The organism is Pseudomonas sp. IPO3774 (assembly GCF_013386835.1).
GTDB lineage: Bacteria > Pseudomonadota > Gammaproteobacteria > Pseudomonadales > Pseudomonadaceae > Aquipseudomonas.
The window spans coordinates 1-17,539 of record NZ_JACAQY010000016.1 but is presented as its reverse complement, the minus strand read 5'-3'; the positions used below and the strand labels follow the sequence as shown (position 1 = coordinate 17,539).

Annotated in this window: 16 protein-coding genes; 10 read left to right on the top strand and 6 right to left on the bottom strand. The window is 63.1% G+C overall.

Going from position 1 to position 17,539, the window contains the following annotated elements; genetic code table 11:
• Positions 1–161: 161 nt before the first annotated feature.
• The 10 genes from HYE77_RS09985 to HYE77_RS09940 all read left to right on the top strand — a co-directional run bounded on the left by HYE77_RS09985 (position 162) and on the right by HYE77_RS09940 (position 10,380).
• Positions 162–932 (top strand): FadR/GntR family transcriptional regulator, encoded by a 771-nt coding sequence (locus HYE77_RS09985; RefSeq protein WP_003215747.1) that lies wholly within the window; start codon positions 162–164, stop codon positions 930–932.
• Between the two features lie 96 nt (positions 933–1,028).
• Positions 1,029–2,231: an ABC transporter substrate-binding protein gene (locus HYE77_RS09980; protein ID WP_003215749.1), complete on the top strand. Its 1,203-nt coding sequence runs from the start codon at positions 1,029–1,031 to the stop codon at positions 2,229–2,231.
• Between the two features lie 67 nt (positions 2,232–2,298).
• Positions 2,299–3,159: a branched-chain amino acid ABC transporter permease gene (locus HYE77_RS09975; protein ID WP_003215751.1), complete on the top strand. Its 861-nt coding sequence runs from the start codon at positions 2,299–2,301 to the stop codon at positions 3,157–3,159.
• Between the two features lies 1 nt (position 3,160).
• Positions 3,161–4,171 carry a branched-chain amino acid ABC transporter permease gene (locus HYE77_RS09970; protein WP_177021330.1) on the top strand — a complete coding sequence of 337 codons (1,011 nt, stop codon included), beginning with the start codon at positions 3,161–3,163 and terminating at the stop codon, positions 4,169–4,171.
• A complete protein-coding gene (locus HYE77_RS09965; RefSeq protein ID WP_003215756.1) occupies positions 4,168–4,917 on the top strand; it encodes an ABC transporter ATP-binding protein in 750 nt (249 codons plus the stop codon). Before HYE77_RS09970 ends, HYE77_RS09965 begins: the two co-directional genes overlap by 4 nt.
• Entirely contained in the window at positions 4,917–5,612 is a 696-nt protein-coding gene (locus HYE77_RS09960; protein WP_003215757.1) for an ABC transporter ATP-binding protein, read from the top strand. Before HYE77_RS09965 ends, HYE77_RS09960 begins: the two co-directional genes overlap by 1 nt.
• Before the next feature lie 13 nt (positions 5,613–5,625).
• The gene (locus HYE77_RS09955) at positions 5,626–6,897 is read left to right on the top strand and encodes a Zn-dependent hydrolase (RefSeq protein ID WP_134326235.1); all 1,272 of its coding nucleotides are present in this window, start codon (positions 5,626–5,628) and stop codon (positions 6,895–6,897) included.
• Complete coding sequence (locus HYE77_RS09950) at positions 6,894–8,297, top strand: amidase (protein WP_177068735.1); 1,404 nt, start codon at positions 6,894–6,896, stop codon at positions 8,295–8,297. Before HYE77_RS09955 ends, HYE77_RS09950 begins: the two co-directional genes overlap by 4 nt.
• Before the next feature lie 163 nt (positions 8,298–8,460).
• Positions 8,461–9,324 (top strand): LysR family transcriptional regulator, encoded by an 864-nt coding sequence (locus HYE77_RS09945; RefSeq protein WP_008430591.1) that lies wholly within the window; start codon positions 8,461–8,463, stop codon positions 9,322–9,324.
• Positions 9,325–9,375: 51 nt separating this feature from the next.
• Entirely contained in the window at positions 9,376–10,380 is a 1,005-nt protein-coding gene (locus HYE77_RS09940) for a LacI family DNA-binding transcriptional regulator (protein WP_003215765.1), read from the top strand.
• On the opposite strand, the gene HYE77_RS09935 is transcribed toward HYE77_RS09940, so the two are convergent.
• The 6 genes from HYE77_RS09935 to HYE77_RS09910 form a co-directional block, all read right to left on the bottom strand.
• The gene (locus tag HYE77_RS09935; protein ID WP_177068734.1) at positions 10,377–11,102 is read right to left on the bottom strand and encodes an SDR family oxidoreductase; all 726 of its coding nucleotides are present in this window, start codon (positions 11,100–11,102) and stop codon (positions 10,377–10,379) included. The genes HYE77_RS09940 and HYE77_RS09935 overlap by 4 nt on opposite strands.
• Positions 11,103–11,240: 138 nt before the next feature.
• A complete protein-coding gene (locus tag HYE77_RS09930) occupies positions 11,241–12,773 on the bottom strand; it encodes an FGGY-family carbohydrate kinase (RefSeq protein ID WP_177068733.1) in 1,533 nt (510 codons plus the stop codon).
• A gap of 1 nt (position 12,774) precedes the next feature.
• On the bottom strand, positions 12,775–13,854 hold the full coding sequence (locus tag HYE77_RS09925; RefSeq protein WP_032898587.1) for an alcohol dehydrogenase catalytic domain-containing protein: 1,080 nt from the start codon (positions 13,852–13,854) through the stop codon (positions 12,775–12,777).
• 69 nt (positions 13,855–13,923) lie between these two features.
• Positions 13,924–14,916, bottom strand: coding sequence for an ABC transporter permease (locus HYE77_RS09920; protein ID WP_003215773.1), 993 nt, complete (start codon positions 14,914–14,916; stop codon positions 13,924–13,926).
• The gene (locus HYE77_RS09915) at positions 14,882–16,390 is read right to left on the bottom strand and encodes a sugar ABC transporter ATP-binding protein (RefSeq protein ID WP_008430598.1); all 1,509 of its coding nucleotides are present in this window, start codon (positions 16,388–16,390) and stop codon (positions 14,882–14,884) included. Before HYE77_RS09915 ends, HYE77_RS09920 begins: the two co-directional genes overlap by 35 nt.
• Before the next feature lie 63 nt (positions 16,391–16,453).
• Positions 16,454–17,380, bottom strand: a complete 927-nt coding sequence (locus HYE77_RS09910) for a substrate-binding domain-containing protein (protein WP_003215780.1) — start codon at positions 17,378–17,380, stop codon at positions 16,454–16,456.
• Positions 17,381–17,539: the final 159 nt, after the last annotated feature.

Below are 17,539 nucleotides of genomic sequence, written 5' to 3'. Positions count from 1 at the left end.
TGTAAGAGCGGAACCATAGGCGGCCGTTACCGCAGCAACGGATATGCACACCCCCACCATTTACGACCCATCCAAACCAAAAGCGACCCCCTCCGTTGACGCCCCACCCCAAACCCCTATTAAGTACTATTAATCCGCATTAATAGGATCAATCAAACACCATGCTAAGCCGCCCGCTGCGCCGCAAACGCCAGAAGCTCTCCGACGTGATCGTCGAGTCGGTCAAACGCTCCATAGTCACCGACGCCCTGAAGCCCGGCGACCGCTTGCCCACCGAACGCGAACTGATGGAAAGCTTCCAGTGCTCCAAAGGCTCCGCCCGCGAAGCCCTCAAGGCGCTGGAAGTCGAAGGCCTGGTCAACACCCGCACCGGCCCCAGCGGCGGCGCCTATCTCAACCAGGCCGGCACCGAACCCGCCAGCCGCGCCCTGCGCAACTACCTGCACTTCCAGCACCTGGACGGCGAGCAGGTCTACCAGCTGCGCAAAGTCATCGAAGTCGAACTCGCCGTCTCGGTCCTGGGCCGCCTGAGCGAAGACGACTACCGCGCCCTCCAGGACAACGTCGATTTCTGCAGCGCCCCCGAAGACAGCGAAGCCGGCCAACGCGAACAACGCATCGCCGAACTGGAATTCCACAACCTGCTGGCCAAGGCCTGCCCCAACCCGCTGCTGAGCTTCATGGCGCAATTCCTCAACGACCTGCTGCGTGACCTGGTCGTGCTGAAAAAAGCCTACAAACCCAAGCGCAAGCAATTCGACGCCGCCAACCTCGACTACCACAAACAACTGCTGATCGCCTTCCGGGCCGAAGACGAAGCCACCGTACGCAGCCTGATGCACGAACACATGTGCGACGCCGAACACCACATGACCGCCCTTGAAGGTGAAGTCAGCCCGCACTTTCTGCTGGAGTTCGACCACAACCACTAAGCCGCACCCTCCACCAATAAAAGGCCTGCCCACAGGCCGTGCTCCACCGTATCGCCATTGCCACTCCTGCCAATAACTAATCCAGGGAGTCACCCCATGCAGCGTCGTACGTTGTTGAAAGCCAGTCTCACCGCAGCCGCCGCCCTCAGCCTCCCGCTGAGCGTGCGTTCTGCATTCGCCGCCGAGCCTTTTACCTTTTACGGCCTCAAGTCCATGTCTGGCGCCTTTGCCAGTTATGGCAAATTTGCCGACATGGGTTCACGCCTCGCGGTGGAACAGCATCCCGAGTTGCTCGGCCGCCCGCTGGTCTACAAAGTGATCGACACCGAAGGCAACGCCGGCAAGGCCGTGCGTAAAGTCCAGGAAGCGATCCAGCAGGACGGCGCACGCTTTTTCCAGGGCTGTACCCTGTCGTCTTCGGCACTCGCGGTGGCCAAGGAAGTGAGCAAGGCCGGTGGCGTGTTCATGACCCCGGTGGGCGCCGATGAAGTCACCGGCAAGGACTGCAACAGCGCCACGTTCCGCTGGTCGGTGCCGACCTACGGCGCGATCCGCGAGACCCTCGTGCCGCTGATCAAGCTGCTGCCCGACGCCAAGCGCTGGTACACCATCACCCCGCAATACGTGTTCGGCGAAGCCCTGCTCGAAGGCGCCAAATCGGTGCTGGCCGAGCATGGCCTGGAACACGCCGGCAACAGCTACCACTCGCTGCAGGAGCAGGAGTTCTCCGGCTACCTGACCAATGCCATCGCCGCCAAACCCGACGTGCTGGTGCTGCTGAACTTCGGCAGCCAGTCGTCCAACACCCTGCGTCAGGCGGTGAACTTCGGTATCAAGGAGCGCATGAAAGTGTTGCTGGTGTGGTCCGCCGGCCTCGACCAGTTCCAGGAGCTGGGCAGTGACGTACTGGAAGGTGTGTACCTCGGCGCTCAGTACTGGCATCAGGTCGACACCCCGCTCAACCGTGACCTGGTGAAACTCACCAAGGCCAAATACGGCATCAACCCCACTTACCCGCTGGCCGCCGACTACATCAGCACCAAGGTCATGCTCGAAACCATCATCTCCACCGGCAGTTTCGACGGGCCGACCGTGGCCAAGGCCATGCAGGGCCTGAGCTACGAAGGCCCCACCGGCAAGGAGTCGATCCGCGCCGGCGACCATCAGGTGATCAAGGACTACTACCTGCTGGTGGGCAAGGCCGCAGGCGACATGGCCGACAAGGACGATCTGGCCAAGGTGCTCAGCTCCGGCCAGTCGTTCCCGCCGGTGGAAGCCACGGGCTGCGTGCTCGGCTGATCCGCTGAAAATCTACTGGTGACACAGCGCAGGGCCGCTCATGCGGCCACCTGCCGAGGGTTCCTGCATGCTTAATCTTTACCTGTTCCAGATTCTCAACGGCCTGGGCCTTGGGATGATCTACTTCCTGATCGCGGTCGGCTTGACGATCATTTTCGGCCTGCTGAACTTCGTCAACTTCGCCCACGGTGCGTTCTTTTTGCTGGGCGCCTACATCTGCTACACCGCCGTCAGCCTCACCGGCAGCTTCTGGCTGGCACTGCTGATCGCGCCGCTGGTGGTGGCCGCGCTGGCCTGGGTGATCGAGCGATTATTGATCCAGCGGATTTATCACTTGCCGCACATGTTCCAGATTCTGGTGACCCTGGGGATCGCCCTGATCATCCAGGAAGCCAGCGTGATGATCTGGGGCCCGGTGGGCAAGAGCGTCGCCGTACCGGAATTGCTGCGCGGGGTGCTGGTGGTGGGCGATTTTGTCTACCCCTACTACCGCCTGTTCCTGATCGTGTTCTCCGGTCTCGTCGGCCTGGGCCTGTGGCTGTTGCTGGAACGCACGCGCTTCGGCGCCCTGGTGCGGGCCGGCAGTGAAAGCACGGAAACCGTGTCCCTGCTGGGCACCAACATTTTCCGCCTGTTCTCCATGACCTTCGCCCTCGGCGTGGCCCTCGCCGGTGTGGCCGGTGTGCTGTTCGCCCCGTTGCGCGGCGCCCAGCCCTTTGTCGGCCCGGAAATCCTCGGCGTGGCGTTCGTGGTGGTGGTGATCGGCGGCATGGGTTCCTTCAGCGGTGCACTGGTGGGCGGCCTGCTGGTCGGCGTGGTGCAAAGCCTGATGACCACACTCTGGCCCCAGGGCGCAAGCCTGATGATCTACGGTGCGATGGCCGTGGTGATCCTGGTGCGTCCTTACGGCCTGTTCGGGAGAGCCTGACATGAGCGAGAAAAATCCCCTGCCGTTCGCCAAGACCCAGTCGCGCTACATGCTGCTGTTGGTGCTCGCGGTGTTGATCGGCCTGCCGTTGATTCTACCCTCGGCGACCCTGGCCACCGAGATCCTGATCTTTGCCATGGCCGCCCTCGCCTGCAACCTGCTGCTGGGTTACACCGGGCTGCTGTCGTTCGGCCAAGGCATCTTCTTCGGGGCCGGCGCCTACTGCGCGGCGCTGTTGATGATTCACCTGCAACTGGGGCTGTTCAGCGCACTGCTGGGTGCCGCCGTCGCCGGTGGTTTCCTGGCTTTCCTGGTGGGCGCCCTGGCGATCCGCCGCACCGGCATTTACTTCGTGATGCTGACCCTGGCCTTCAGCCAGATGGCCTACTTCGTCGCCTACACCCTGAGCGACTGGACCGGCGGTGACAACGGCCTGCTCAGCGTGCCGCGCCCGGAAATCCGCATCGGTGACACCGTGCTGCTGTCGCTGACCGACGCCCGCGCGTTCTACGGGTTTGTCGCGGTGCTGTTCCTGCTGATCTTCATCGGCGCCCGCCGGGTGATCGCCTCGCCCTTCGGCAGCACGCTGATGGCGATTCGCGAAAACGAAACCCGCGCTTCGGCCATCGGCTATGACACCCGCCACTTCAAGATCCTGGTGTTCGTGTTGTCCGGCGCCGTCACCGGGATTGCCGGGGCGCTGTACGCGATGCTGCTGCACTTTGTGCCGCTGTCGAACATCGACCTGGCGATGTCCGAAAACATCCTGATCATGACCATCGTCGGCGGCACCGGCTCGCTGTTCGGCTCGTTGCTGGGCGCCGGTTCCATCGTGCTGCTGGGGGACTTCCTTTCCGATCTGTGGCCGCGCTGGCTGATGCTGCTGGGGGTGATCCTGATCCTGGTGGTGATCTTCATGCGCGGCGGTTTGTGGGGCGGTCTGTCGACCCTGTTCGACCGTGTGCGCGGCAGCCGCAAGGCCGACGTTGTGACCAAGGAGAAGCTGTCATGAGCATCCTGCTGGAAACCAAGAACCTGGAACTGGCCTACGGTGCGTTCCACGCGGTGAACGGTGTCAACCTCAAGGTCGAAGCCGGCACCATCCACACCATCATCGGCCCCAATGGCGCGGGCAAGACCAGCCTGTTCCACTGCCTGACCGGCGAACGCCAGGCCACCGCCGGGGCAATTCATTTCGACGGCAAGAACCTGATGCGCAAACCGGCCCACGGCCGCGTCGGCCTGGGCATGGCGCGCTCGTTCCAGCTCACCAGCCTGTTCCAGAACCTCAGCGTGCGCGAAAACCTGCGCCTGGCCGCCCAGGGTCGTGACGGCGCCCGCGCGCTGAACTTCTGGCGCCGGGTCGACAGCAAGCGCGAACACCTGGAAATGGCCGACCAGGTGTTGGAACGCCTGCAACTCACCGCCCGCGCCGACACCCTGGCCGGCGAGTTGTCCCACGGCCAGCAGCGGGTGCTGGAAGTCGGCATGTCGATCTGCTCCAGACCCAAGCTGCTGATGCTCGACGAACCCACCTCGGGCATGGGCATCGACGACATCCCGATCATGACCCAACTGATCAGCGACCTCGGCCGCGACCATACCGTGCTGTTGATCGAGCACAACATGAGCATCGTCATGTCCATCAGCCAACGCATCACCGTGATGAGCCACGGCCAGATCCTGGTGGAAGGCACACCGGAATTCGTGCGCGCCGACGAGCGCGTGCGCACCGCCTATTTGGGAGAAGCCGCCTGATGCTGACCGTCGACAATATCCATTCCTACTACGACAAGAGCCACGTCCTTGAAGGCGTGTCCCTGACCGTCAACCCTGGCGAACTGGTGACCCTGCTGGGGCGCAACGGCGCCGGCAAGACCACCACCCTGCGCAGCATCCTCGGGATTATCTGCCCGCGCCAGGGCCAGATTCACTTCAACGGCCAGCCGCTGGTGGGGCAGAAAATCTTCGAAATCGCCCGCCAGGGCCTGGCGCTGGTGCCGGAGAACCGCGGGATTTTCCGCCTGCTCACGGTGGAGGAAAACCTGCGCATTGCCGTGCGCAAGACCAGCCGCTGGCAGATGGAAGACGTGTACGGCATGTTCCCGCGCCTCAGGGAGCGCCGCAAAAACGCCGGCCACGCGCTGTCCGGCGGTGAGCAACAGATGCTCGCCATCGCCCGCGCGCTGCTCAACGATCCCAAGCTGCTGATCCTCGATGAGCCCACCGAAGGCCTCGCGCCGGTGATCGTCGACGAGCTGGTGAAGATCCTGCGCAAGGTCAAGGAAGACGGCCTGCCGGTGCTGCTGGTGGAACAGAACCTGATGGTCTGCGACAAGCTCGCCGACCGCCATTACGTCCTCGAACAGGGCCGCGTGGTGTACGAAGGCAGTGCCGAAGCCTTCCGCGCCGACCCGACGATCAAGAACCGTTACCTGGCCCTGAGTGCCTGACCGGAGACTGCTGATGAATAGTTTTGCGCAACCGCTCCAGAGCAACGCCCCGCTGATCAACCGCGAGCGCCTGTGGCAATCGCTGATGGACCTCGCCCGCCTCGGCGCCACACCCAAGGGCGGCGTATGCCGCCTGGCCCTCACCGACCTCGACCGCCAGGCCCGCGACCTGTTTGTGCAATGGTGCGAGGCGGCCGGCTGCAGCGTCAGCGTCGACGCCATCGGCAATATCTTTGCCCGCCGCGCCGGGCGTAATCCGGCACTGGCGCCGGTGATGACCGGCAGCCATATCGACACCCAGCCTACCGGCGGCAAGTTCGACGGTTGCTACGGCGTGATGGCTGGCCTGGAGGTGATCCGCACCCTCAATGATTTGAACATCGAGACCGAAGCGCCAATTGAAGTGGTGGTGTGGACCAACGAAGAAGGCTCACGATTCCCGCCGTGCATGATGGGTTCCGGGGTGTTCGCCGGTAAGTTCGACCTGCAGGAAACCCTCGACAAGCAGGACGAGCAAGGGCTGTCGGTGGGCGCTGAATTGCAGCGCATCGGCTATGCCGGTTCCCGCGCCGTGCTGGGCCACCCGGTGGGCGCCTATTTCGAGGCGCATATCGAGCAGGGTCCGGTGCTGGAAGACCAGGCCACCACCATCGGCGTGGTCATGGGCTGCCTGGGCCAGAAGTGGTTCGACCTGACCCTCACCGGCGTCGAAGCCCACGCGGGCCCGACGCCAATGCACCTGCGCAAGGACGCACTGGTAGGCGCGGCGCAAGTGGTCAGCGCGGTGAATCGCATCGCCCACGAACAACAACCCCACGCCTGCGGCACCGTCGGTTGCCTGAGCCTGCATCCCGGCTCACGCAACGTGATTCCCGGCCAGGTGCACATGACCATCGACCTGCGCCACCTGCACGCCGACAAGCTGCAAGCGATGGTCGACGAAGTGCGCCAGGTGATCGAAGCCACCGCCGAGCAACACGGCTTGAGCTTTGAGCTGACACCCACTGCCGACTTCCCGCCGCTGGATTTCAACCCTGCCTGTGTCAACGCCGTGCGTGATGGCGCGAGCAGCCTGGGCCTGAGCCATATGGACATCGTCAGCGGCGCCGGGCATGACGCGATCTTCGTCGCCGAACTGGGCCCGGCCGGAATGATCTTTGTGCCGTGCGAAGGCGGCATCAGCCATAACGAAATCGAGAACGCCGCGCCGGATGACCTGGCGGCGGGCTGCGCGGTGTTGCTGCGGGCCATGGTCAACGCGGCGCAAGGAGGTAAAGCGGCATGACGGATATCGCCAACCTGACCGCAGTTGAGCTGCTGGCCCGCTATCGGGATAAAAGCCTGTCGCCGGTGGAGGTCACCGAAGACGCATTGCTGCGGATCGAACGCTACAACCCGGCGGTCAACGCCTACTGCCACGTCGACCCGGAAGGCGCCTTGAAGGCGGCGCGGGATTCGGAACAGCGCTGGCTCAAGGACCAGCCGTGCGGGGCCCTGGACGGTGTGCCCTCCTCCATCAAGGACCTGACGCAGACCATCGGCATGCCGACGCGCAAGGGTTCGCGTACCACATCCGCCGAGGGTCGATGGGATGTGGATGCGCCCTTCTCGGCCTTCATGCGCAAGGCCGGCGCGGTATTGCTGGGCAAGACCACCACGCCGGAATTCGGCTGGAAAGGCGTCACCGATAACCCGCTGTATGGCATTACCCGCAACCCGTGGGACACGCGCATGACGGCGGGCGGTTCGTCCGGTGGTGCCGGTGCGGCGGCGGCCTTGAACCTCGGCGTGCTGCACCAGGGCAGCGATGCCGGCGGCTCGATCCGGATCCCCTGTGCCTTCACCGGCACCTTCGGCATCAAGCCGACCTTCGGTTATGTGCCGCAATGGCCGGCCAGTTCGATGACGATTCTGTCGCACCTGGGGCCGATGACCCGCACCGTGGAAGACTCGGTGCTGATGCTGCAAACCATCGCCCAGCCGGATGCGCGGGATGGTTTGATCGGCGCGCCCCGGACCACGCCATGGTTGCACGCCGGGGCTGATTTGAAGGGGCTGCGTATCGCCTATAGCCCGAACTTCGGTTATGTCGACGTGGACCCGCAAGTCGCCAGGGTGGTCGCCCAGGCGGTAGAAGGCCTGGTGCAGCTGGGTGCCCATGTTGAGCAGATTGATCCGGGGTTCAGTGATCCGCTGGAAGTGTTCAATACTTTATGGTTTGCCGGTGCAGCACGTCTGGCCGGGCCGTTGAGCGATGCGCAGCGGCAATTGATGGACCCGGGGTTGCTGCGCATTGCCCGACTGGGCGAGCAGATCAGCCTCAGCGATTACAGCGCCGCTCTGGAAGCACGGGCAGCGCTCGTGGCGCGCATGGCGGCATTCCATGAGCATTACGATGTGCTGGTTTCGCCGATGATGCCGATCACCGCGTTCGAGGCCGGGCACAATGTGCCGCCGGGTTCGGGACTAGGGGAATGGATGGAGTGGACGCCGTTTACCTATCCCTTCAACCTGACCCAGCAACCGGCGGCGTCGGTGCCGTGCGGGTTGGCGGCCAATGGGTTGCCGGTGGGGCTGCATGTGGTGGGGGCGCGGTTTGCGGATGAGCAGGTGCTGAGAGTTTGCCAGGCGTATGCCAAGGCTTTTCCAACCGAGCACCTGCAAGCCCCCAAAACCCCAACTTGAAATGCAATCAAACTGTGGGAGCGGGCTTGCTCGCGAAGGCGGTGTGTCAGTCACCGGATATCTTGACTGACACACCGCCTTCGCGAGCAAGCCCGCTCCCACATTTTTGTCCGTATTCCAATTATCAGCCCCTACAATGCCTCCTATCATCCAAGGGGGTTTCATGGACATCGAACTGGCACGCACCTTCCTCGAAATCACCCGCTGCGGCAGCCTCGCCGCGGCGGCCGAGAAACTGCACGTCACCCAGACGGCAATCACCGCCCGGGTCAAAAACCTCGAAAGCCAGCTCAACAGTACCCTGTTCGTGCGCAACCGCGCCGGTGCCCGCCTGACCCCGGACGGCGAGGCGTTCGTGGTCTACGCCAACCAGCTTGTCCAGACCTGGGAAGCGGCACGCCGCGACCTGCCATTACCCGACGGCTACCGCAACGTGCTGCACATCGGTGGCGAAGTCAGCCTGTGCAACCCGCTGATGCTCGGCTGGGCCCAGGCCTTGCGTGAACACATTCCCGGCCATGCTTTGCGCACCGAGATTCGCGAAGGCGAGTACCTGTTACGCCAGCTGGAACTGGGGGTGCTGGACGCCGCGCTGGTGTTCCAGCCGCAATACTGGCCGGGGTTGCAGGTGGAGCAGGTGCTGGAAGAAAAACTGATCCTGGTGCAACTGGCCGCCCGGCCCGAGCCCTACGTGTATATCGACTGGGGCCAGGGCTTTCGCCAGCAGCACGACGCCGCACTGCCGGACAAGGCCCGCGCAGCCCTGAGTTTCAATCTGGGGCCACTGGCGTTGCAGTACATCCTGGAAAACGGCGGTGCCGGGTATTTCCGCACGCGGGTGGTACAGAGCTACCTCGACAGCGGTGTGATGGAACGGGTGCCCAAGGCGCCGGAGTTCAGCTTCCCGACGTACCTGGTGTATTCCCGCGAGCGCGATTCGGCGGTTTTGCAGCAGGCGCTGGGGTTGCTGCGGGCGGTGGTGGAGGCCGAAAAGGATTGGTCGCAGCGCTGGGATCCGGTGATTTGAAGCCGTGCCCATGGTAGCCTCAGGTTGTTTTCTCCTGGTTCCCCCCTGCCGATGAACAAGAAAAAGTCCGTCACCATCAGCGACATCGCCAAACGGGTCAACATGACCACCATCACGGTGTCCCGGGCGCTGAGCAAACCCGACCTGGTCAAGCCCGCCACCCTGGCGCGGATTCTCGAAGTGGCGCGGGAGCTGGACTATGTGCCCAACGCCTTTGCCCGCGGGCTCAAGCGCAGTGAAAGCCTGATCATCGGCGTGATCACCGCTTCGGTCGACAACCCCTTCTACAGCGAGATGATCAAGGCGATTTCCCGCGAGGCGAAAAAGCACGGCTACACCATCATGCTGGTGGACACCGACGAACTGGAAGAACTGGAAAGCAAGGCAGTCGACACGCTGCTGGGCTACCGCGTGGCGGGGATCATCCTGTCGCCGGTCTCCGACGAGCCCAGCTACCAGCCGGACTATCTGGAGCGCCTGGGTAACGGCAAGACGCCGGTGGTGCTGCTCGATCGCACGATTCACGACAGCCCCTTCAGCCGCGTGGTGCTGGACAACTATCACAGCGGCATCGAGGCGGCGCAGTACCTGGTGCGGCAAACCCCGAACCTCAAGCGCCTGCTGGTGCTGACCGGGCCCGAGCATTCGCGCATCACCATGGAACGCCTCAAGGGCCTGAAAGAAGTCCTGGCCGAGCACCCTCAGGTGCACGTTGAAGTGTGTGCCGGTGACTACACGCTGATGCCCTCCTACCTGCACACCCTCGACTACCTGGCCGAGCACTCGGCGCCGGACGCGATCATGGGCTTCAACCAGTTGATCACCCTCGGCGCGCTGCGTGCGCTGCGCATGCACAACATCCCCCACGACAGCCTGACCATCTGCGGCATCGACCGCCTGCCCTTCGCCGATATCTTCGGCGTGCCGATTGCCTGCGTGGCCCACGACGCGTCACTGGCCGGCAGCAGCGCGGTGCGGCTGCTGCTGGATCGTCTCGAAGACCCGCACAAACCGCGGGACAAGGTGGTGATCGCCGGCAAGCTGGAGAACGGCTAGCGGCTGGTGTAGCCGCCGTCGATCGGCAGGCTGACGCCGCTGATCATGCTGGCGGCATCGCTCAGCAGGAACAACACCGGCAGGGCCACTTCCGCCGTTTCGGCAAATCGCCCCAGGGGAATCGCCGCCAATGCCGGGTCGCGCTTGGCCGGTGCCGACCAGGCCCTCTGCGCCATGGGCGTCAGGGTCACGGTGGGGTTGACGCTGTTGACACGAATCCCGAAACGGCCCCATTCAGCGCATTGCACGCGGGTGATGGCGTCCAGTGCGGCCTTGGAGGCGCAGTAGCCGAGGTGATCGTCCAGCGCTACCAGTGAGGCCTGGCTTGAGACGTTGACGATGCTGCCGGGAATCTTCGCTTCAATCATCGCCGCAGCGATACGGCTGGCGACCTGGGCCGCGGCGCGGGCGTTGACATTCATCACCTGGTCGAAGGCTTCGGCGCTGATGGCCGCGGCGGGTTCCAGGCGGGAAATGCCGGCGCAGTTGACCAGTCCATGCATCGGCGGCAGGCCTTGCAGGGCCAGGTCCAGGGCGGCGCTGTTGGCGATGTCCAGGCACAGGGTTTCGCAACCGAGTTGGGCCAGGGCCTGAGCGTCGCGGCCCAGGGCGAAAACCTCGGCGCCGCTGGCGATCAGTTGGAGGGCAATTTCCCGGCCGATGCCGCTGCTGGCGCCGGTGACGAGGATGCGCTGGTGGGTAAAGTCAAAAATAGCGTTCATGGTTCACGATCTCTAAAACGATGGAGATCCCATGTGGGAGCGGGCTTGCTCGCGAATGCGGTAGGTCAGGCAATAAATCCGGCACTGATACACCGTATTCGCGAGCAAGCCCGCTCCCACATTTGGATCAGTGTTCGCTTAATTCAATTGCAAGCTGTGCATCACCGGTTTCAAGGCCGGATACAGCTCCAGATAGCTGGCAAACGCCCGGTCATACACCCCGACATTCCCCGCCTCCGGCTCCGCCCGCAGCTCCAACTGCACCCAACCTTTCTCCATCTGCCGGTCATCCACCAACCCCACCGCATGGGCCGCCAACAACGCCGCGCCCAAGGCCGCCTCCACCTCTTGCACAATGGTGTAGACCGGGTAATGGGTGATGTCCGCAATAATCTGCATCCACAAATCCGAATGGCTCGCCCCACCCACCACAATCAGCCGTGGATCAAGGGAATGCGCCCCACGGGTGCCCGCTTCGATATTGTGTCGCAGGGCAAAACTCACCCCTTCGAGCACCGCGCGGTACAGGTGGATCCGGCTGTGATAGAGGTTCAGCCCGACAAAGCTGCCGCTGGCCCGGTCATCCCACACCGGGCTGCGTTCGCCCATGAGATACGGCAGGAACAACAGCCCTTCACTGCCCGCCGGGATCTTCGCGGCGCTCTGCTCCAGCAGCCACAAACTGTCCTGGCCAGTCTCTTTCGCCTGCTGCTCCTCTGCCTGGCAGAACTGTTCGCGAAACCAGCTCACCGACGCCCCGGCGGTGATCGCACCACCGAAGATGTACAGGTCCTGATGGCCGTTATAGACGTGGGGCATGCTCACCAGGCCATGGCGCGCATCCACCTGCTGATTGAGATAACCCCAGCACATGCTGGTGCCGATCATCGCCACGTGATTGCCCGGCCGCGTCACCCCGGCCGCCAATGTGGCCATGGCCGCATCCACGCCCCCGGCCAGGATCGGCGTGCAGGCCTGCAAGCCCAGCCGCCGGGCCCATTCCTCCAGCAAACCACCGACCACTTCACCGGAATACAGCAAACGCTCCGGCATCATCGCCAATGGAATCCCAAGCGCCGCCAGCATCTCGGCCGACCAGCCGCGCCGGGCCACATCGTAGACGCCACCGATATTGCCGGCGCTGCTGTGGTCCACCGCCAACTCACCGGTCAGGCACCAATTGATGTAGCTGTTGGGCGGCAGCAGGTAGCGGGTGTTGGCCCACACCTGCGGCTGGTGCTGCTTGAGCCAGAGCATCTTGGTGAAACCGTAGTAGCTGTCCACCGAGTTGCCGGTGACCGCAAACAGCCGCTCCAGGTCCACATGCTCGCGCACCCACTCCACCTGCTCGCCCGCGCGCCGGTCCATCCAGATCAGGCATGGGTGCAGCGGCGTGATCTGCGCGTCCACGGCAATCCCCGAGCCGCCGTACAGGCTGCTGATGCACAGCGCCTTGACCTGCTCTTTTGCCACGCCGGCCTTCGCCATGCACTGGGCGACGCAGGCCTCCACCGCATCCAGCCAGACCTGCGGCCACTGCTCGGCCCAGCGTACTTTCGGGGTATCCACGCGATACCCCTGGCTGTGCTGGGCGATGATCAGGCCGTCCGCATCCACCAGCAGCGCCTTGGTGCTTTGCGTGCCGATGTCCACACCCATTACGTAGTTCATGTCAGAGCACCGGCTTCAGCAGCACCTTGATCGACTTGGTCGAGTTGGCCAGCTCAAACGCTTCGGCCCAGCTGTCCAGCCCGAAGTCATGGGTCACGATGCCCTTGGACGTCACCAGGCCACGCTCGAACAAGTCGATGGCCACCGGGTAGCAATACGGCCCCAGGTGCGCACCGCGTACGTCCAGCTCCTTGCGGTCGCCGATGATCGACCAGTCGGCGCTGGTCTCGGCGCCAAACACGCTGAACTCGACAAACCGCCCGAGCTTGCGAATCAGATCCAGGCCCTGGGTAACGCCCGCCGGTACGCCGGTGGTTTCGATGTACACGTCGCAGCCGTAGTTGTCGGTCAGGCTATTGATGATCTCCCGGGCGTTATCCCGGGACGGGTTGATCACCACGTCGGCACCGTACTGCTTCGCCAGTTCCAGGCGCTCGTCGACCATGTCGATCACCACCAGTTTCTTCGGCGTTTTTAGCGCTGCCACCTGCACCATGCACAGGCCCAGGGTGCCGGCACCAGCAATAACCAGCACGTCATCCAGCTGGATCTCACCGCGGTTGACGGTGTGAATCGCGCAGGACATCGGCTCGATCAGCGCCGAATCTTCCAGGGACACCGACTCCGGAATCTTATGCACGATGGCAGTCTTGGGAATACGCATGTACTGGGCCATGCCACCCTCGGCGACTTCACGCTGGAAGCCGAAGATGTTGTGCACCTCGCACATCCAGTACTTGCCGGACTTGCAGAAGCGGCACTTGCCACATGGCACGATCTGCTCGGCGATCACCTTGTCGCCGACCTTCACCTCAAAGTGTTCCTCGGCGCCCTCGCCCGCTTCCACCACGTAGCCGAAGAATTCGTGCCCCGGCACCACCGGCGCCTTGACCCACGGGTTGTCGCCGCCCCAGAACATCGCGGCGCCCGAGTGGCATTTGCAGTCACTGGCGCAGATGCCGCAGGCGGCGATGCGAATCACCAGTTCATTGACCCGCGCCTGGGGTTTGCTGATGCGTTCCAGGCGGTAGTCTTTCGGGCCGTGGCAGACGACGGCTTGCATTTGGTTGTGCTTTTCCATGATGTGCGGACCTTTCTTGAGCATGAGAGAACCCATCGCGGCCACCATGGCCGCGTGGAGATAACCGGTTTACTTGTGGCGCTGACGGCTGATAAAGATCGCCAGCAAAATGATCCCGCCCTTGATCACGCTCTGGACATAGGGCGAGACCCCGAGCATGTTCAAGCCGTTGTTCAACACCCCCAGCAGCATGGCGCCGAGCAAGGTGCCGACGATTACCCCGCGCCCACCGGCAATCGAGGCGCCGCCCAGGACCACCGCGGCAATCGCATCGAGTTCGAACGACACCCCGGCATTCGGCTGGCCGCTCATCAAGCGTGAGGTCAGCACCAGCCCGGCAATCGCGGCGGTCAAACCGCTGATGCCATACACCAGCAATTTGAAGCGCGCCGCCCGCACGCCGGACAGGCGTACCGCTTCCTCGTTGCCGCCGATCGCGTAGATATAGCGGCCGATGCGGGTGTGTTGCAGCAGCACATAGGCCGCCAGGTACGTCACCAACATGATCAGGATCGGCACCGAAATGCCGAACAGGCTTTCGCGGCCAAAGAAGCCGAACCACTCCGGCAAACCGGAAATCGGATAGCCGTCGGTGTACATCAGGCCGAACCCGCGGGCGATGCCCATGGTCGCCAGGGTGACGATGATCGGCGGCATGTGCAGGTAGGCGACGAACAGGCCATTGCCGATGCCGAACGCCACGCCGACCAGCATCCCGGCGCCAATTGCCAGGCCCGGCGGCAAGCCTGCGACCATCAAGCCGGCGGTCAAGGTGCCGGACAACGCCATCACCGGCCCCACCGACAAATCGATGCCGCCGGTGAGAATCACGCAGGTCATGCCCACCGCGATAATCGCGTTGATCGACACCTGGCGCGCGATGTTCGACAGGTTGTTGGCCGTCAGGAAGTTATCGCTGGCGAAGATCATCACCAACGTCACCACCAGCAGCCCGACAAAGGGATAGAACGCCGGTGAGCGAATCAGCCGCGCCAGGTTCAGGCGCAGCCGGCCAGGCCCCACGGCATTAATGGACGTATTCACTTGAGCCCCCTGTTGCATGGCGCATGACCTCTTGAGGATTGACGGCAGACGCTTCCAGTACCTTGACGATGGCGCCCTTGTGGAACACCGCGACGCGGTCGCACATGCCGATGACTTCCGGCAGTTCCGAGGAAATCATGATGATTGCGTAGCCCTGTTCGGTGAGGCTGCGCATCAGTGCGTAGATCTGTGCCTTGGCCCCGACGTCGATGCCACGGGTGGGTTCGTCGAACACCAGCACGTCGCAGTGATGGTTGATCCAGCGGGCAATCACGACTTTCTGCTGGTTGCCGCCGCTGAGGTTGAACACCCGGCTCTCGCCGCTGGGGGCCTTGATCGACAGCTGGCGCATCAGCGCTTCAACGCTGGCGCATTCCTTGTCCTTGTCGATCAGGCCGCTGGCGTTCTGGTATTTGGGCAGGTTGTTGAGCGAGATGTTTTCGCGAATGCTGAAATCGGTGATCAGCCCTTCGGTCTTGCGGCTTTCCGGCAGCAGGCCGATGCCATGGGCCAAGGCCTGGGCCGGGTCGTCGAGGGTGATTTGTTCACCCCGCAGCCACACGTCTTTGCTCACCGACGGCAGCGCGCCCATCATGCCCAGCGCCAATTCGGTACGCCCGGAACCCACCAGGCCGGCAAAGCCGAGAATCTCGCCCTTGTGCAATTCAAAGTGGTTATGGGGGCCGTTGCGCACCAACTGGATGTCCTTGACCTCCAGCAGCAGCGGCCCGCGTGCGGCGGTGGGCTTGGGCGGAAAACTGCACTCCAGGCGCCGCCCGACCATCATTTCCACCAAGCGGTCGATATCGCTGTCGGCCACATCGGTGACGCCCACATTGCCGCCGTCGCGCAGCACGCTGATGCGGTCGCAGACCTGGAAAATCTCCTCCAGGTGGTGGGAAATAAAAATCACCGCCACCCCCTGGCGCTTGAGTTCACGCATGATTTCGAACAGCAGCTCGGCTTCGCTCGGCGTGAGGGTGGCGGTGGGTTCGTCGAGCACCAGCAGCCGCGCGTCCAGGGCCAGCGCCTTGGCGATCTCGACGAATTGCTGCTCGGCCACGCTCAGGTGCCTGACCGCGCATTGCAGGTCAATACTGACACCGAGGCGCTTGAACAACGCCTCGCTGGCCTCGACCATTTCGCGCTTGCGCAACAGGCCAAAACGGTTGCTCAGCTCGTGGCCGAGGAAGATATTTTCCACCGCCGTGAGGTAGGGAATCAGGCTGAATTCCTGGAACACAATGCCGATGCCGGCGGCAATCGCATCACGATACGTCGCGAACTGCCGAGCCTCGCCGTCGATCAGGATCTGCCCTTCGTCCTGGTGCTCGACCCCGCCAAGGATCTTCATCAAGGTCGATTTGCCTGCACCGTTTTCCCCGAGCAAGGCATGAATCTCGCCGCGCTGCACTTCCAGGTTGATCGCCTTGAGGGCTTGCACCCCCGGGTAGCGCTTACAGATATTTTCCAGCTTCAGAAGACTGCTCATACCGCCGACCTCGCATTCAGATGGATGACCTGTGCCCCACGCCTGGCGTGGGGCCTGGGTGTTTTACCAACTGAAATCCTTGGCCTTGGCCTGGTCAATCAGGGTGATGTCCACCGGGATCGTGGCCGGCACTTGCGAGCCCCACTTCTTGGCCAGGGCGATGCCCAGGGCGAGGCGGATCTGGTCACGGGGGTATTGCGCGGAGGTGGCGATGAATTTGCTGCCGGGTTTCTGGATGGCCTTGATCGCTTCCGGCGCGCCGTCGACGCTCACCAGCTTGACGTCCAGGCCGCTGGCTTCGATGGCCGAGAGGGCGCCGAGGGAGCCGTTGTCATTGACGCTGAAAATGCCCTTGAGGGTGGGCTGGGCCTGCAGCATGTTTTCGGTGACGGTCAGCGCCTGGTCACGTTCCTGCTTGCCGTTCTGGATGCTCACGATCTTGATGTCCGGGTGCTTGGCCACGGCCTCCTTGCAACCGCGCACGCGCTCCAGGATCGGTACCACGGCGATGCCGTCGAGGATGGCGATATTGCCCTTGTCCCCGATGTTCTTGGCCAGGTATTCGCAGGCCTGGAAGCCGGCGTCGAAGTTCTTCGAGCCGACGAAGGAGTCCAGTGGGCCTTCGGCCTGGGCGTCGACGGCGACCACGACTACGCCGGCGGCGTGGGCGGATTTGACGGCTGATTGCACGCCGACGGAATCGGTGGGGTTGATCAGCAGGATGTCGATGCCTTTTTGCAGCATGTCTTCGACGTCGCTGACCTGTTTGGACACGTCGTGGCGGGCGTCGGTGATGATCAACTGCGCACCGATGGTCGCCCCGGCTTCCTGCAGGGCGTCTTTCATGGTGACGAAGTAAGGGTTGTTGATTTCCTGGAAGGACGCGCCGATGCGGATGGGGGCGGGTTTGGTGTCGGCCAGTGCCAGGCCAGCGGTGCCAAGATTGATGCTCAGAGCCAACAAACACAGGGTTTTCGGAAGCATTTTCATGGTGGGGATCTCTGTTTTGTTTTTATTTTTAGAGCAAATGTTATCGTTAACATTTTGTAAGAAGCTAGCAAAGAAATTGGGGGGTCGCAAGGGGTGTTTGATCGGTGGTGGCGGGTGTGGTGGACATATCCGTTGCTGCGGTAACGGCCGCTTATGGTT

Excerpts from the sequence above, each read along its gene's own strand:
- HYE77_RS09910 (WP_003215780.1), bottom strand. The coding sequence starts at position 17,380 with ATGAAAATGCTTCCGAAAACCCTGTGTTTGTTGGCTCTGAGCATCAAT.
- HYE77_RS09930 (WP_177068733.1), bottom strand. The coding sequence starts at position 12,773 with ATGAACTACGTAATGGGTGTGGACATCGGCACGCAAAGCACCAAGGCG.
- HYE77_RS09960 (WP_003215757.1), top strand. The coding sequence starts at position 4,917 with ATGCTGACCGTCGACAATATCCATTCCTACTACGACAAGAGCCACGTC.
- HYE77_RS09920 (WP_003215773.1), bottom strand. The coding sequence starts at position 14,916 with ATGCAACAGGGGGCTCAAGTGAATACGTCCATTAATGCCGTGGGGCCT.
- HYE77_RS09975 (WP_003215751.1), top strand. The coding sequence starts at position 2,299 with ATGCTTAATCTTTACCTGTTCCAGATTCTCAACGGCCTGGGCCTTGGG.
- HYE77_RS09955 (WP_134326235.1), top strand. The coding sequence starts at position 5,626 with ATGAATAGTTTTGCGCAACCGCTCCAGAGCAACGCCCCGCTGATCAAC.
- HYE77_RS09945 (WP_008430591.1), top strand. The coding sequence starts at position 8,461 with ATGGACATCGAACTGGCACGCACCTTCCTCGAAATCACCCGCTGCGGC.
- HYE77_RS09935 (WP_177068734.1), bottom strand. The coding sequence starts at position 11,102 with ATGAACGCTATTTTTGACTTTACCCACCAGCGCATCCTCGTCACCGGC.
- HYE77_RS09925 (WP_032898587.1), bottom strand. The coding sequence starts at position 13,854 with ATGGAAAAGCACAACCAAATGCAAGCCGTCGTCTGCCACGGCCCGAAA.
- HYE77_RS09970 (WP_177021330.1), top strand. The coding sequence starts at position 3,161 with ATGAGCGAGAAAAATCCCCTGCCGTTCGCCAAGACCCAGTCGCGCTAC.
- HYE77_RS09980 (WP_003215749.1), top strand. The coding sequence starts at position 1,029 with ATGCAGCGTCGTACGTTGTTGAAAGCCAGTCTCACCGCAGCCGCCGCC.
- HYE77_RS09965 (WP_003215756.1), top strand. The coding sequence starts at position 4,168 with ATGAGCATCCTGCTGGAAACCAAGAACCTGGAACTGGCCTACGGTGCG.
- HYE77_RS09985 (WP_003215747.1), top strand. The coding sequence starts at position 162 with ATGCTAAGCCGCCCGCTGCGCCGCAAACGCCAGAAGCTCTCCGACGTG.
- HYE77_RS09915 (WP_008430598.1), bottom strand. The coding sequence starts at position 16,390 with ATGAGCAGTCTTCTGAAGCTGGAAAATATCTGTAAGCGCTACCCGGGG.
- HYE77_RS09940 (WP_003215765.1), top strand. The coding sequence starts at position 9,376 with ATGAACAAGAAAAAGTCCGTCACCATCAGCGACATCGCCAAACGGGTC.
- HYE77_RS09950 (WP_177068735.1), top strand. The coding sequence starts at position 6,894 with ATGACGGATATCGCCAACCTGACCGCAGTTGAGCTGCTGGCCCGCTAT.